Source organism: Nocardia vaccinii NBRC 15922, assembly GCF_001613305.1.
GTDB lineage: Bacteria > Actinomycetota > Actinomycetes > Mycobacteriales > Mycobacteriaceae > Nocardia > Nocardia vaccinii.
The window spans coordinates 1-15,057 of the sequence record NZ_BDCC01000082.1 but is presented as its reverse complement, the minus strand read 5'-3'; the positions used below and the strand labels follow the sequence as shown (position 1 = coordinate 15,057).

Annotated in this window: 14 protein-coding genes; 9 read left to right on the top strand and 5 right to left on the bottom strand. The window is 67.7% G+C overall.

All coding sequences use genetic code 11. The features are described from left to right. Positions 1-55: 55 nt before the first annotated feature. Entirely contained in the window at positions 56-1,546 is a 1,491-nt protein-coding gene (locus NV1_RS38625; protein WP_245714151.1) for an MFS transporter, read from the bottom strand. A 92-nt stretch (positions 1,547-1,638) separates the two neighbouring features. Then, on the bottom strand, positions 1,639-2,106 hold the full coding sequence (locus NV1_RS44220; protein ID WP_157117658.1) for a hypothetical protein: 468 nt from the start codon (positions 2,104-2,106) through the stop codon (positions 1,639-1,641). 261 nt (positions 2,107-2,367) lie between these two features. Between NV1_RS44220 and NV1_RS38615 the strand changes: the two genes are divergently transcribed. After that, on the top strand, positions 2,368-3,030 hold the full coding sequence (locus NV1_RS38615) for a MerR family transcriptional regulator (RefSeq protein WP_245714150.1): 663 nt from the start codon (positions 2,368-2,370) through the stop codon (positions 3,028-3,030). A gap of 26 nt (positions 3,031-3,056) precedes the next feature. Here the strand turns inward: NV1_RS38615 and NV1_RS38610 are convergent, their stop codons facing one another. Beyond that, positions 3,057-4,769, bottom strand: a complete 1,713-nt coding sequence (locus tag NV1_RS38610; protein ID WP_067903527.1) for a helix-turn-helix transcriptional regulator — start codon at positions 4,767-4,769, stop codon at positions 3,057-3,059. A gap of 509 nt (positions 4,770-5,278) precedes the next feature. Here NV1_RS38610 and NV1_RS38600 point away from each other — a divergent pair. The 4 genes from NV1_RS38600 to NV1_RS38585 all read left to right on the top strand — a co-directional run bounded on the left by NV1_RS38600 (position 5,279) and on the right by NV1_RS38585 (position 9,811). Beyond that, positions 5,279-5,824 (top strand): TerD family protein, encoded by a 546-nt coding sequence (locus tag NV1_RS38600; RefSeq protein ID WP_084526537.1) that lies wholly within the window; start codon positions 5,279-5,281, stop codon positions 5,822-5,824. Between the two features lie 196 nt (positions 5,825-6,020). After that, a complete protein-coding gene (locus NV1_RS38595; RefSeq protein ID WP_084526535.1) occupies positions 6,021-6,593 on the top strand; it encodes an aggregation-promoting factor C-terminal-like domain-containing protein in 573 nt (190 codons plus the stop codon). 88 nt (positions 6,594-6,681) lie between these two features. Then, positions 6,682-8,295 (top strand): DUF885 domain-containing protein, encoded by a 1,614-nt coding sequence (locus tag NV1_RS38590; protein WP_067903522.1) that lies wholly within the window; start codon positions 6,682-6,684, stop codon positions 8,293-8,295. 253 nt (positions 8,296-8,548) lie between these two features. Beyond that, positions 8,549-9,811, top strand: coding sequence for a DUF475 domain-containing protein (locus tag NV1_RS38585; RefSeq protein ID WP_084526533.1), 1,263 nt, complete (start codon positions 8,549-8,551; stop codon positions 9,809-9,811). Here the strand turns inward: NV1_RS38585 and NV1_RS38580 are convergent. Further along, entirely contained in the window at positions 9,792-10,304 is a 513-nt protein-coding gene (locus NV1_RS38580) for a mycothiol transferase (protein WP_067903520.1), read from the bottom strand. The genes NV1_RS38585 and NV1_RS38580 overlap by 20 nt on opposite strands. Positions 10,305-10,471: 167 nt before the next feature. Here NV1_RS38580 and NV1_RS38575 point away from each other — a divergent pair, with 167 nt between their 5' ends. The 4 genes from NV1_RS38575 (at position 10,472) to NV1_RS38560 (ending at position 13,053) form a co-directional block, all read left to right on the top strand. Beyond that, positions 10,472-10,822 carry a DoxX family protein gene (locus NV1_RS38575; protein WP_067903614.1) on the top strand — a complete coding sequence of 117 codons (351 nt, stop codon included), beginning with the start codon at positions 10,472-10,474 and terminating at the stop codon, positions 10,820-10,822. Between the two features lie 70 nt (positions 10,823-10,892). Beyond that, a complete protein-coding gene (lipB, locus tag NV1_RS38570) occupies positions 10,893-11,531 on the top strand; it encodes a lipoyl(octanoyl) transferase LipB (protein WP_067903612.1) in 639 nt (212 codons plus the stop codon). Positions 11,532-11,623: 92 nt separating this feature from the next. Then, positions 11,624-11,986 (top strand): DUF1707 domain-containing protein, encoded by a 363-nt coding sequence (locus tag NV1_RS38565; protein WP_245714153.1) that lies wholly within the window; start codon positions 11,624-11,626, stop codon positions 11,984-11,986. A 20-nt stretch (positions 11,987-12,006) separates the two neighbouring features. Next, positions 12,007-13,053, top strand: coding sequence for an SPFH domain-containing protein (locus tag NV1_RS38560; RefSeq protein WP_067903515.1), 1,047 nt, complete (start codon positions 12,007-12,009; stop codon positions 13,051-13,053). Between the two features lie 321 nt (positions 13,054-13,374). Here the strand turns inward: NV1_RS38560 and NV1_RS38550 are convergent. Beyond that, positions 13,375-15,057: NAD-glutamate dehydrogenase domain-containing protein (locus NV1_RS38550; RefSeq protein ID WP_174557528.1), on the bottom strand; the 1,683-nt coding region annotated here is incomplete at its 5' end.

The window sequence follows — 15,057 nt, the reverse complement described above, 5'->3', positions numbered from 1 at the left end:
CCCCCGAGGCCGGGCGAGCAACTACGGCGCTCGACCCGGCCCCGGGAATATGTGCTCAGACCCGCGCTCGGCCGGAATCCCCGAGCTCGTCCACATTCGCCTTGGACAGCGGTTCGGCGATGTCCTCCAACGACTTCCCTTCGGCATCCACACCGAAGAACCAGGCGACCAAGCCGCCGAAGATCATCGCCGCGGCTCCGATCAGATAGCCGATCGCCAGCGGCAGCCGGTCCAGACTCGGATTGTCGGCCCCGCCCACCAGGAGACTGAACAGATAGGGGGCCAGCACGCCGCCCGCGCCCTGGGAGATGGCGAAGAAGAAGGAGATCGCCTGGCCCCGCAGCTCCAGCGGGAAGATCTCGCTCACCGTGAGATAGGCCGAGGACGCACCGGCCGAGGCGAAGAAGAAGATGACGCACCAGAAGGCGGTCTGCGTGCCGGCATTCAGGATCCCGGCGTGGAATGCCCAGGCGGACAGGGCGAGTAGCACGCCGGAGAGCACGTACGTCCCGCAGATCATCTTGCGTCGCCCGATGCTGTCGAACAGCGGACCCAGCACGATCGGGCCGATCAGATTGCCGATCGCGAACGGGAAGAAGTAGTACCCGGTGTGATCGTCGGGCACGTGATAGAAGTGGGTCAGGACCTGCGCCTCGGTGAAGAAGATGGCGTTGTAGAGGAATGCCTGGGTCACCATCATCGTGAATCCGAGGAATGATCGAGATGGGTAGCGCCCGAAGAAGACTCGCGCCATCTGAAGATAGGACACCCGATCGAGTTCGACGATCTCGAGTGCCTGACTCGCATCCACCGGCGGCAGGTCCACGCCCCTGCTGCGGACGTGTTCCTCGATCTCGGCCACGGTGCGTTCGGCTTCCACGGCCCGGCCGTGCGTCAACAACCACCGCGGGCTCTCCGGGATCTGGCGGCGCAGGAAGATGATGATGAAACCGAGCACCGGGCCGATGAAGAAGCCGACGCGCCAACCCCATTCGACGGGCACGTAGTGCTCGTTGTACAGCAGCAGACTGGCCGCGGCCCCCAGAGCCGCACCGCCCCAATAGGTTCCGTTGATCGCGATATCCACCCGGCCGCGGTACCGCGAGGGCATGATCTCGTCGATCGCGGAATTGATGGCGGTGTACTCGCCGCCGATTCCGGTGCCCGCGATGAACCGGAAGATGAACAGCGACCAGGCATCCCACGAGAAGCCGGCCAGCCCGCTGCCGATCAGATAGATCGCCAGCGTCAGGATGAACAGCTTCTTGCGGCCGAGTTTGTCGGTGATCCGGCCGAAGAACAGCGCGCCCACCACCTGCCCGCCCAGATACCACGACCCCATCGCACCGACCTCACCGGGCGTCAGGTGCAGGGTCTGCTGATTCTGCAGCAGCGAGCCCATACTGGAGACGATCTGGATCTCCAGGCCGTCCAGAATCCAGGACACCCCGAGACCGACGACGATCAGCCAGTGGAATCTGGCCCACGGCAACCGGTCCATTCGCGCGGGGACCAGACTTCGAATGATAGTGCTGGGTGTCGACACTGTGCTGTCACCTCGATGGGAACGGGCGGATTCGGCTGCCGCGAGCGACCTTCCGATGATCGGAGGCCGACTGCGCAGTGCCAATGTATAGGTCAACCGCAGGCGGTACCGGCGGACTGCAAACCTCGGCCGAGTACGAGATGCCGCCTCGGCACGACCGATGCGCGTTCCGCTTTCCGGGGGCGTTCGCTGTGCCGGATGATGCGCAGCGGCGGCTTGTGATCGACGGCCGCGATCCGATGCCGATCCAGGTTGTCCAGGACCCGGCCGGCCGCGTCGTAGGCCACGCCCGCCCAGATCATCGAGCGCGGCCCCATTCCCCGATCTATCAGTACGCGAGCCGATTCCGCGCACTGACTCAGCAGCGGGCACTCCTGGCAGATCTGCACGGCGGCACGCCACGAATCGGGCGTGCCGACGTCCAGATCCCAATCGTTGGGGCCCTCCGCACAGGACGGTCGCCGCGCGCTCGCGGGCGGAAAAGCGGAGGATGAAGACGCCGAATCACGCGTCGGCGTACGCGATCCCGCTGTGGGCGCGGGTGTTTGGAAAGTGGTCACAGCCGTCTCCGAGGATGCCGAGGGCACGCCACGGGTCGGGCGTGTCCATGGGAGGGACGTCATCGGGGCCGATCAACGGTCCCCGGAAGCGGCGAACAACGCCGTACTCGAACGCTAACGCACTACAGCGCGAAGAGCAATAGATTGTGCCGTCAAATAACGGTACATTGACCTATGGTCTTCAGAGACATACCGTTGACCATGTAACCGCTACATCGCGGTACATAGAAGAGATGAGTTGGGCTTCCAGGGGGTCTGGCTGTGCAGGCGGAGTACACGATCGATGAGCTGGCACGGGTGGCGGACACCACCGTACGCAGCGTGCGGGTGTATCACGAGCGTGGTCTGTTGCCCTCCCCCGAACTTCGCGGTCGCATCGGTTACTACGGGTCCGCCCACCTGCACCGGCTGCAGACGATCAGCCGCCTGCTGAGCCGCGGGATGAAACTCAACGGCATCCGGGAACTGCTCGAGGCCTGGGATCGCGGTGACGGCCTCGCCGATGTCCTCGGCGTGCCCGAACAATCGCCGGACCGGGCCACGGTGGCGATCACTCGCCCGCAGCCGGTCGCGAGCCCGCCCGTCGAGGCGGTGCCCGCGGACGACTCGCAGACGCGTGCGATCCACCGCGCCCCGGCCCCGAGTCCCGCGGACCCGGCCACCCGGCTCATCGACGCCGGCTTGAGTTCCGCCGAGGCGCTGGCGCTGATCGAACGATTACGCGCGGACTGCGATCGGATCGCCGAACAGCACGTGGGAGAACTCTTCCACCGCCTCGGCGGGCAGACTCGCGAACGGTCCGGACGTACCGCGAACGAGCGCGGTGGACTCGAATCCGCCACCGAGGCCGCCCGCCTCGCGGTGACGCGCGCACTCGGCGAACTGCTGGATCACGCCTTCGCCCGGCGCCCGAGCATGCCGTGAACGCGGCTCACCGACGCTGCACGAGCTCATCGACGCTGCGCGTAAGCCACCGCGACCTGAACGCGGGAACGCAGCCCGAGTTTGGACAGAATGTTCGACACATGCGTCTGCACGGTTCGCCGCGACAGGAACATCTTCTCGGCGATCTCGGCATTGGAACATCCCTGCGCCACCTGCACCGCGACCTTGTCCTCGGTCGCGGTCAACGCGTCCCATCCGGTCTTGGGCCGCCGGCGCGGGCCCCGCGCACCGCGACGCACACCCAGTTCGCGCAGCCGGGCCCGCACCCGGGCGCTCTCCGGAACCGTGCCGAGGGCCTCGTAACGCCGCACCGCCGCCTCCAGTGCGGCACAGGCCTCCGCCGTGCGCCCGTTGCGGACCAGCATCTCCGCCAGATTCTCCCCCGCCAGCGCGGCGAACCGGGGCCGCTCCGATCGGGCGAATTCCGCCACGGCCTCGGCGACCCGGTCCACATCGCCGTCGGCGAGCCCGCGGAACAACAGCACGGTTGTCGGATCGCCGGGCGTGGACAGGCTCTCCACCAGTGATTCCGCGGCCGCTGCGGCCACGGTGCCCTCGATGAGTTCGGCCACCCGATCCACCGCGGCCGACGGCGGAATCGGCCGGCCTGCCGTCGCACCCGCGTCGGCGGCCGGTTCGGCGATCCGCTTCAGATGCAGCCCTGCCACCTCGACGTGCCGGCGCAGAGTAGCCCGGATCGACGGGGACACCCCCTCGGCGAGGACCCGGCGGACCAGATCGTGCCGGAAGGCCAGTTCGTCCCCGTTGTGCACCAGCACGCGCGCCTCGACCGCGGTGCGGATCTCGTTCCACACATCGATCAGCGAAATGCCAAGGATCTCAGCCAGTTTCACCGGATCGATGCGCGGGGCCAGCACGGCGGCCACCTCGAGCGTGTGCCGGGCCGATTCGGGCAGGAAGTCCAGCCGATGCGCGATCCTGGCCGACAGCGCGTCCGGGAGTCCGGCGCCGGGCTCGGCCGAGGTGCGACCGTCCAGCAGATCGGTCAGGTACAGCGGATTTCCGGCAGCACCCGCGATCAGGGCGTTCAGGTGCGGCCCGGGTGGCGCGCCCAGCGACTGTTCCACCAATCGGGCGACGTCCGCATCGGCCAACGGGCCCAAGGACATCCGCCGCGCACCCACCGCGTCGAACTCCGACAGCAGACGCGGCAGGCCGGGCCCCAGCGGGTAGGGGCGCATGGCCACCACGACCAGTAGCGGCATGGTGTCCACCGCGACGCTCAGCCAGCGCAGCACCGACAGACTCGCCGCGTCGGCCCAGTGGATGTCGTCCACCAGTACCGCCACCGGTCCGTCGGCGCACCACTGGCTCAGCAGTTCCGAGATGGCGGCGGTGACGGCGAACTCGGAGACGGCGCGGCGTTCGCCGGCGTCCTCGAACCGGGCCCCCAGCCGATACCCGGCCGCGCTGCCATCGCGATCGCCCAGCGCCACACAGGAACCGATGGCCGCGCCGGGAACCGGTTGTTCCGCCTCGGTCGCCGCACCGAGCAGAACCCGCGTCCGCGCGGCGGCGGCCATGCCGACGACGTGGTGCAGCAGTGCGGTCTTCCCGATTCCGGGTTCGCCTTCGATGAGCACGAAGGCGCCGCCGTTCCCGGATGCGACCCGGTCGATCAGCGCGGCGATCCGCTCGATCTCCGCGCAGCGCCCGACGAGGTGGACGGCCTGCTCCAGGGGTTCGATCGCTGTCATCCGGCGTACATCACTCCCACGCTACCTACTTCGAGTGCGCCGCAAGGCCCTGCCGAGCCGCCGGTTCACCCGCGAATTACATCACGATAGATTTATGTCGCGCGGTGCACCACCGAAATTGCCACAGCAGAAACACAAGCCCAACAAGGGACGACGAGCGCCCGAACCTATCATGCTCTCGCACCTGGGAATTGCGCTACGTAATGCGCCAGGCGAATGTCGCGGACATCACGATATGACCAGCGGGTAACCGCTTCTCACCGACGCTGATCGCCGGTACCGCACCGGTTTTCGGCGCACCGTTCCGCCGCCGGATCGATCCGCGGCACGGCGCTACCCGTGGACGCGCATCCAACCGTTCCGGCGCCTCGGAAACCGCCATTTACATCTCTGGAGATGTTTTTCGGGTTCGGACCTCGCCGCTGTGTGGCCGTCCCGGCGAGCGGCACATACAGTGGGACAACATCAATCGGGTCGAATGCGGGGAGTCCCCGCGGAAGGGGCGGGTCGTGCCGATCCCGTTGCGCGCCGCGGACGGCGCACCGCAGGACAAGATCGCGATGGGACTGGGCTGGGATGCGGCCAAGTGGCGACTGTTCGGCTCACGCCCGGCCGATATCGACCTGAACGCGGCCGCACTGCTGTTCAGCGGCGATCAACTGGTGGAGGCGGTCTACCACGACCGGCTCGACTCCAGCGACGGCGCGGTGCGCCTGCACGGCGACAACCTCACCGGCGACGGCTCCGGCGACGACGAGATCATCACCTTGGACCTGGACCGGCTGCCGACGCGGATCAGCGGTGTCGCGCTGCTCGTAACCTGTTACACCGGACAGACATTCGACAAGATCCGCAACGGCTTCTGCCGTCTCCTGGACCGCCGGACCGGCACCCAGATCACCTGGCAGACAATGCTGCGCGGGCCGCACACCGGCATGATCATGGGCATCATCCTGCGCACGAACGACGGCTGGCAGTACACCGAGATCGCCGAGGGCATCACCGCGGACCATCCACGCGAGGCCATGCCGCAACTCACTCGCTACCTGTCCTGATCGGAATATCCGCCCGCACGTTGCGCTTTACACGCGACGCGCACCGGACACGCCGCATCTTTACGAACGATCTCGTAACAGTGCGGATACAGTGCGACCGCTTTTCCGCAACCACTCCGAACTCATGCTTTGCTGAGCATGCTCCTTTCGCAACCCGCACGTGCCAGCACAGCCGGTCGATGTGGAAGGCTCCGAAATGTCGAAACAGCGAAGTTCTCGACTCGGCAGGATCGTCGCCGTACTGCTTTGCGCCGCAACCATTTCGGTCGGCATCGCGACACTCTGGCAAACACCGCTCGCCCGAGCGGACTGCCAAGCCCTGTGCGATGACGCCGCGAGCCCGGCGGGTCTGGCCTCCGGTTCGGCCTCGGCGGGATCCTCGGCGGCCGGATCCTCGGCAGGCGGTTCGTCGGCGGCCGGATCCTCGACCATCGGACCGAATCTGACGGGTATGGGCCTGAGCCTGGTGTTGCCGGTGATGGGGTTCGCGCCGCGCACGCTGGCCCGGATGATCGTGCCGCCCACCCAGTTTCCGTCCTTCGACAACGTCATCACCAACGAGAGTTCGTGGAACATCTTCGCGATCAACCCGAGCTCGGGCGCATACGGTCTGGGGCAGGCGCTGCCGCCGCAGAAGATGGCCCCGTTCGGCGCGGACTGGGCGTTCAACCCCGCGACCCAGATCCGTTGGGCCTACACCTACATGTGCGAGCGGTACGGCGGCCCGGACGGCGCGTGGGCGTTCTGGCAGGCCCATCACTGGTACTGAATCACCGGTACCGAATCATGGGCGCCCGCACCGGCTCGCACCGCCGCGCACGCCGTACCGCACGGTCGCCGCCGGGTAGCGTGGCCGCATGACCGAGAGCTTCGTGGCGCGGGCCGGGCGGATCGTCGATGCGATACTCCAGGCCGATCCGGTGACCGCTCTGTACGTCGGCGACCACCGAATCGATGATCGGCTGCCGGATCTGTCGCCGGAGGCGGTGCGGGCGCGGATCGTCCTGCTGCGCGAGGCCTCGCATGTCCTCGCCGAGGTGGACGCCGAGGATCTCGGCGCATCCGACCGGGTCGATCACGCCCTGTTGCAACAAGAAGTGGACCGTCGGATCTTCACCCTCGGGGAATTGCGTGAGCACGAGTGGAATCCGTTGGTGCACAATCCCGGACCGCTGCTGCACGGGCTGCTGGCGCGGCCGTTCGCGCCGCCGCCGCACCGTCTGGAACTGCTCACCGCCCGCCTCACCGCGCTGCCCGATGCGCTGGCGACCGCCCGCGCCGTGCTGCGGGACTGCCCGAGAATTCACGTCGAGACCGCGATCGGGCAGTTCGCGGGTGTCGCCGCGCTGATCCGGGAGCAGGCCCCCGCCCTGGCCGCGCAGGTGCCGGGTGCGCGGATCGCCTCGGCCGCCGAGGCGGCCACGGCCGCACTGGCCGAATTCACCGGCTGGCTCACCGATCGGCTCGACCGGTCCGAGCGCGACCCGCGCCTGGGGCGCCGGCTCTGGGAAGCCACGCTCTGGCACACCCTGGACACCGAGCTCAGCGCCGCGCAGGTACTCGATCGCGCACATCGGCACCTGGACCACCTCATGGACGAGATCCGTAGCGCCGCAGGCGAACTCCTTGGCGTCGGCAACCCCACCGACGAGACCGTGCGCGCCGCGCTGCGCCACCTGGCCGTCGATCATCCCACCGACGAGACCGTCCTGGCCACCGCGACCACCGCCCTGGAGGAGGCCGAAACCTTCACCGCCGCACAAGACCTGGTGACGTTGATCGATGATCCGCTGATCGTGCAGGAGATGCCGGAGTTCGCCCGCGGGGTAGCCGTGGCCTACTGCGATTCACCCGGCGCGCTCGAAACCGAAGGCGCGCCGACCTTTTTCGCCATCTCGCCGACACCGCGGGACTGGACCGCCGAGCGGGTCGCCTCGTTCTATCGCGAATACAACGACCACATGCTGCGCAATCTCACCGTGCACGAGGCGATGCCGGGCCACTATCTGCAACTGGCCCACGCGCGGCGGTTCCACGGGTCCACCGCCGCGCGCGGGCTTTGCGCCAGCGGCACTTTCATCGAGGGCTGGGCCGTCTACGCCGAACAGTTGATGTCCGAGCGGGGATTCGGCGGCCTGCCGGTGCGGCTGCAGCGGCTCAAATCACATCTGCGGATGACCCTCAACGCGATCCTGGATCAGGGCGTGCACTGCGGGGACATGTCCGAGGCCGAGGCGATGGAACTGATGCGACGGCGCGGATTCCAGGAGGAGGGCGAGGCGGCGGGCAAGTGGCGGCGCGCCCGGTTGAGCGCGGCCCAGCTGTCCACCTACTTCGTCGGCTACACCGAGGTTTCCGCGATCGCGGCGGCGCGCCCGGCGGGTACGAGCGTGCGGGACTGGCACGATGCCATGCTCGCCCACGGATCACCCTCGCCACGCCATCTGGCGGAGCTGATCACGCCCGGCTGAACCCCTCGCGGCGTGAATTACCTCTCCCGCCCGCTCGATACGGACATATCGGACGAACTCCGACACCCCCGCCGGGCTGGCGTTTCGCACCCGTCGCACCTGCGAAGATCGATTTCGGAAGCCACACCGATTGTCGTACCCGCGCAAGAACTGTCACAATCGTGTTCAGGGTAACGATCGCCGCACAGGTGCCGTCATCCATCGAATGAGCACGCCGCGGGCTCAGGCCAGGGCTGACGAAAGGCGCGTCGTCATGTTTTTGCGAGTGTTCGCTCCATCGTTCATCGTCGCTATCGCAGCGCTCGTTGCGGCGCTGATCTACGGCGGTCCGCAGGCTCTCGTGGCCGCGGCGGTGCTCGGCGTACTCGAGGTATCCCTGTCCTTCGACAACGCCGTGGTGAATGCCGGTGTGCTGCAACGCATGAGCGTGTTCTGGCAACGGATGTTCCTGACCGTCGGCGTGGTGATAGCGGTCTTCGGGATGCGGTTGCTGTTCCCGCTCATCGTGGTCGCGATCGGGGCCCACCTGGATCCGATCCAGGCGTTGAATCTGGCACTGCACCCACCTGCGGGCGGTGCGCACTACTTTCCCGATGGGATGCCCAGCTACGAAACCCTTCTGAACGAGGCCAATCCCAAGATCGCCACCTTCGGCGGGATGTTCCTGCTGATGCTGTTCCTCAACTTCGTGTGTACCAGGCGGGAGATCACCTGGCTGAGCTGGATCGAACGTCCGCTGGCTCAGCTGGGCCGGTTCGCCATGTTCCCCGTGGTGGTCTCGCTCATCGCACTGGTGCTGGTCGCGGGCATCGTCGTACCCGACGGTGAGGCGACTGTCGTGATGGTCGCCGGTGCACTGGGCATCGTGACCTATCTGCTCGTCGACGGCCTCGGCGCGCAGTTCGACACCGAACCGACCGGCCCGTCCCGAGCCGTTGTCGCGACCGGCCGGGCAGCCTTCTTCGGCTTCCTGTACCTGGAGGTGCTGGACGCGTCGTTCTCCTTCGACGGTGTGATCGGCGCGTTCGCCATCACCGCGGATCCGATCATCATCGCGCTCGGGCTGGGGCTGATCGGCGCGATGTTCGTCCGCTCGATCACCGTCTACCTGGTGCGCAAGGGCAGCCTGGCGGATTACGTCTACCTCGAACACGGTGCGCACTGGGCCATCGGCGCACTGGCGGCGATCCTGCTGTGGTCCACCGGACATGCCATCGACGAGGTCACCACGGGCCTGATCGGCGTGGCGATCATCTTCCTCGCGGTCCTGTGCAGTTGGATGTACACCCGCAGGCAGAGCGGGCAGACCACACAGGTGCAGGCGGCCGAACGCGAGCCCGAGGAGGACGACCCAGCCTCGGCTTCGGAACAGACGGCCGTGGAGCAGGACTATGAGGGCGGCGACGCGGCACTGCGGCTGTACGGACCCGAATTGCTGCAGAGGGTGCCGAACCCGTCCTCCGCCAACGGGTTCGGCCACTCCCGAGCGGCGCTGCCTAACTCGTCCGCGCAATAACCCCGCGCAGGTAGGCGGCCTGCCCGGCGTGCTGCAGATCGTCGGAGATCACGCTGACCAGCCGCACGCCGAGGGTGACCGGCGGATCCCACCGGGTGTCCACCACCCGGGACAGATCCGCATCGCTCAGCCCGCCCACATAACGCAACGTCTGCTCCTGCACCGCGTCGTAGTAACCGGTGAGCAGTTCGGCCGGTGCCTGTATTTCCGCGACATCGTCCGCGGAATGGCCGTATCCCGTGTCACCGGGGTCGATCGGCAGTGCGAACCGGTCGAACCAGCCGCCCGCGGTCCAGACCTGCTCCCGGCCGGCGACGTCGGCGACATGATCGTCCTGTACCCGGGTCAGATGCCATACGAGCCAGGCGATCGAATTGGCGCCCGGATCGACCCGGAAGTTCAATGCCGCCGCCGCGAGCCCGTCCACCGCCTCGTGCACGACCTCCCGCACCCGCTCGTACCCGTCGATCAGGACCTCAGCACTGGTGGTCACGCTCGAACTCCTTCCCCACAGAGGAATCTGGTATCGAACCCGACCGTACGCCGTGTTCGAGGGGCGCCGCGTCGCTCCGGCGGGCCGGAGGCCCCGTGTCACACTCGTGACCGCCACTTCGTCTATCCGGCATACACGGTGCGGATCCCATGGAAGGAGACGAATCCATGACCATCGCCTATTACGTCGTCGCAGTTGTCACGGCCCTGTGGGTCGGGTTCTCCAGCTACTCGCTGTTCGCCCGGAAAGCGTTCGTAGTCGACTCGCTGGTGGACTACGGGGTGCCGCGGTCCTGGTGGAACTGGCTCGCGCTCGCGAAAGGGGCCGGTGCGCTCGGCCTGATCGTCGGGATCTTCATTCCCGCCCTCGGCATCGCCGCGGCGATCGGACTGATGTTGTACTTCCTGGGCGCCGTCGCGACCACCCTGCGGGCGCGCTCGTACCGGACCACCGTGTACCCGGTGCTGTACCTGATCCCCGCCACGGCCACTCTCGTCCTGCAACTCGCCGCTGCGTGACAACGCGTCCGGTGAATCGGCCCCGGGGTCAGCGCCCCGAAGGTGCGAAGCCGGGGGCAGAATGTACGGCATGAAGTCCAGGCCGTTGACGCTCATCCAGGACGATCTCGTCGAGTACGACAAGGCCATGGAACGGATGGCGGAGATGGTCGAGCAGCGGCAACGGGACGAGCGGCCGGACACCCTGTGGCTGCTGAGTCATCCGCAGGTGTACACCGTCGGCCGGCGCACTCCGCACGAACATCTGCCCGATCCGGCCCACCACATTCCGGTGGTGGAGACGACCCGCGGCGGACAGCTGACCTATCACGGACCCGGCCAGCTCGTCGGATACCTGATCGTGAAACTGGGCGCGGGCGAAGGCGTGGTGGATTACATCCGCGAGGTGGAGTTCCGGCTCATCGAGGCGCTCGACCGACTCGGCATCCGGGCCGAACGCCGCGACACCCCGCCCGGCTCGGAATTGCTGACGGGGGTGTGGACCAGTGCGACGGGCCGCAAGATCGTCTCGATCGGTATGCGCCAGAGCCGCGGGGTCACCAGCCACGGCTTCGCCCTGAACGTCGACGGCGATCTGGAACCCTGGCGGTGGGCGGTGGCCTGCGGTCTGCCCGAGGTCGACATGACCTCGGTGCACCGCGAATCCGGCGCCGGGACGATGGACCGGGTGCGCCCGGTCGTCGCCGAGGCGTTCGAGGCGGCACTGTAAGGCCACGTCACGGCGCGGGACTTCCCGCTGGTGGTGATTCGCGCCCGCGGGCGGTGCCCGTTCGCGGACTTATCCTGCTCATTGTGGATGACATGCCGTACGCCCGACTCAGCACCGCTGAACGCGAGCGCGCACTGCATGAACTCGCCCATCATCTGAGCGTCGGGCGGTTGAGCCCGGCCGAATTCGAGGAACTCACCACGCGCGCCACGGCGGCCACCAGCACGGCCGAGCTGGCCGGTCTGCTCGCTGATCTGCCGGGGCAGGCGCCCAGGCCCTCGACCGAACCACCCACTCGCCCGCTGACTCCGATCGCCGTGCTGTCGGCGATCGTGGTCCTGGGCGCGATCGGCATGAGTGTGCTGGCGGGAAACTGGTTGTGGCTGTTGCTGATCCCGGTCGTTCCGGCCGTAATCCTCGGTGCGCGAAACATTGTCGCGCGTCGGTCGGTCTGATTCGCTGAGGGAGTACTGATATGGCGTGGTTCGACAGGGAGTTCATCGCCGTCCCCGAGGCCCGTAAGAACCAGTTGGTCTACAAGTGGCCGGATGTGAGCATCCGTCGCTACTCCCGGGCGGTGGTCAACGCCGACGAGATGGCGTTGTTCGTCAAATCCGGGCAGGTGGTCGCCACGATGGGGCCCGGACGGCACCGGGTCGACGCCGATGAACTGCCGGTGCTGGGCGCGCTGGTCGACTCGGTCACCGGCGGCAACTTCTATCGCGCCGAACTGTACTTCGTCTCCACCCGGGAGTTTCCGGGGGTCAAATTCGGTGGGCGGCTGGCCGATATCGTCGACCCGGCCAGCGAGCAGGTGGTGACCTTGCGCGCCTTCGGCGAGTTCGCGCTGTCGGTGCGCGAACCCGAGCAGCTGATCACCTCACTGGCCGGAACGACCGACCTCGCCGATCCCGCCGCGGTGCGGAACTGGTGCTCCGAACTGCTCCTGAAATCCATGAAAGTGACCATCACACAAGGGATTTCCGGTCGCGAATGGCCGATTCTGGGACTGCCCGCGCACCTGCACGCCATAGAATCGGCGGTGCTGCGTCAGACCAACACGACGCTCTACGAATACGGTCTGCGCATACCGCGGATGGGCAACTTCGACATCACCCTCGCCCCCGAGGATGCCGAGCGGCTCAAACGGCTGGCCAAGGATATGACCTACATCCGCCTCACCGGCGACTTCCAGCGTTACGCGGCAGGCGAATTGGCGCTCGACGCGGGGCACGGACTCGCCCACGGCGCGGGCGGTGGCGCGGGCTTCCTGGGGGCGGCCCTGGGGCTCAACGCCATTCAGCAGCACACGACCGCTCCCCCGGCTCCCGCACCGGCGCAACCCGCCGCCATGCCCATCTGCCCCGCCTGCAGCACCCCCAATCCGGCGGGCGGGCGATTCTGCGCGAACTGCGGCGAACACCTGAAAACCCCTGAGCCACAGCACTGCACGGCCTGCGGCCACGAACTGGCGGCAGCAGCCAAATTCTGTAGCTCCTGCGGTGTGGCGACCGGGCGCTGACCCGCCGCAGTTCCTCGGCTTCGAGCGCGACCACGTACACGCAGCCCGGCGCGAGGTCTGGACCGGGACCGAATTTCGGCGGCTGCCGACCGAGCGGGCCGGGCTGGAATTGTCGGCGCATCGGCGTCGGCGCACGCGGCCCGATCGAACGGACCACACCGCAGCCGCCCGGACCGGATTCGGCGGCCGACCCGCCGAGGCATCGCGCCGCCCGGATCGTGCCGTGGCGAGGACCGGACCGGAATAACGTTGCCGACCAAGCTTTCCGGCGCAGTCGAGCGGGCCGCTCCCGGAGAGATGCGGCCCGCTCGCGACGCGGCGTCAGTCCATGATCGCCGGGCCTGCCTCACCGGTGCCGACCAGGCCGCGGAACTGGCGGGCGGCGACGGAGAGGGTCGCGAGATCCTTGCTGTCGCTGGCGAAGATGTCCGTCAGCGCCGACCGGGCGCGGGCCAGGCGGGGGCGGTTGGTGGATTCCCAGTAGGCGATCTTCTCCGCGGCGCTCTCGGCGGGTTCGGTGATGGTCAGGACGTCGATCGTGAGCGAGCGCAGTGAGCCGTACAGATCGTCGCGGACGGCGAGCCGGGCCAGGGTGCGCCAGCGGTCGCCGCGGTCCAGACCGGCGACCTCGGTGAGCAGGCGCTGGATCTCGAAGCGGTCGTCCAGGGCGTAATAGAGGGCCACGACCTCCTGCGGGTCGCGCTGGGTGATGTCGGCGATGTCGAGCACGTCCAGCAGCGAGAACCGGTGGATGAGCAGATACACCTCCTCGGCCAGATCGCGCGGAGCGCCACGGTCGATCGGCCCGCGCGAGCGCCGCAGCAGATCGGCCGCGAGCGGACCGGGCTGCCAGGCCGGCACCGCGAGGGTGCGCACCCCTTCCCGGTATCGCGCGATATCCGCGCCGATCGCGATCGGCTGCGGACGGTGGGCCAGCAGCCAGCGGCAAGCCCGATCGAGGGTGCGCTCGGTTTCCAATTCCAGCTCGTCGCGGACCGCGGCGGGCATCGGCGTGGTGCGAATGCGCTCCCACAGCGTGTGCAGGTCGAAGATCTCCACCGCCGTGGTGAAGGCGCGCACGGCATCCGCGGCATCGGCTCCCGCTTCCTCGGCCAGCCGGAAGGCGAAGGTGATGCCGCCGTAGTCGACCATCTCGTTGACCACCGTCGTGGCGACGATCTCCCGGCGCAGCGGATGCCTGCGGATCGCGATCGCGAATCGTTCGCTCAGCGCCCGCGGGAAGTACCCCGGCAGGCGGGCGGCGAAGGCCGAGCTGTCCGGCAGATCACCGGCCAGCAGCTCCTGTTTGATCGAAAGCTTCACGTGTGCGAGCAGATTCGCGATCTCGGGCGAGGTCAGCCCTTCGCCACGCGCCGCGCGCTCGCTGAGTTCGGCATCCGAAGGCAACGCCTCGAGCGCGCGGTCCAGCTCGTGCCGGGTCTCGAGATCGGCGATCAGCCTGCGGTGCACCTCCAGCATCGAACGCGCGTCGCCGCGGGACAGGCCCATGCAGAAGTTCTGCGAAATATTGTCCCGCAGAACGAGTTCGGCGACCTCGTCGGTCATCGAGGCCAGCAGCGGATTGCGGTCGGCGGCGGCCAGCTCGCCACCGGTGACCAGGCCGTCCAGCAGCACCTTGATGTTGACCTCGTGGTCCGAGCAGTCCACACCCGCGGAGTTGTCCAGTGCGTCGGTATTGCACTTACCGCCGTGGCGGCAGAATTCGATGCGTCCCAGCGAGGTGAGCCCGAGGTTGCCGCCCTCGCCGATCACTTTGGCTCGCAGGCGATTCGCATCGACGCGCACCGGATCGTTGGTCTTGTCACCGGCATCGGCGTCGGACTCGGTGGACGCTTTCACATAGGTGCCGATTCCACCGTTCCACAGCAGATCCACCGGCGCGAGCAGAATCGCCCGGATCATCTCCGCGGGTGAGAGCGAGTTCACCTCCGGGGAGAGTCCGAGTGCGACGCGCACCTGCGGCGTGACCGGAATCGCCTTCGC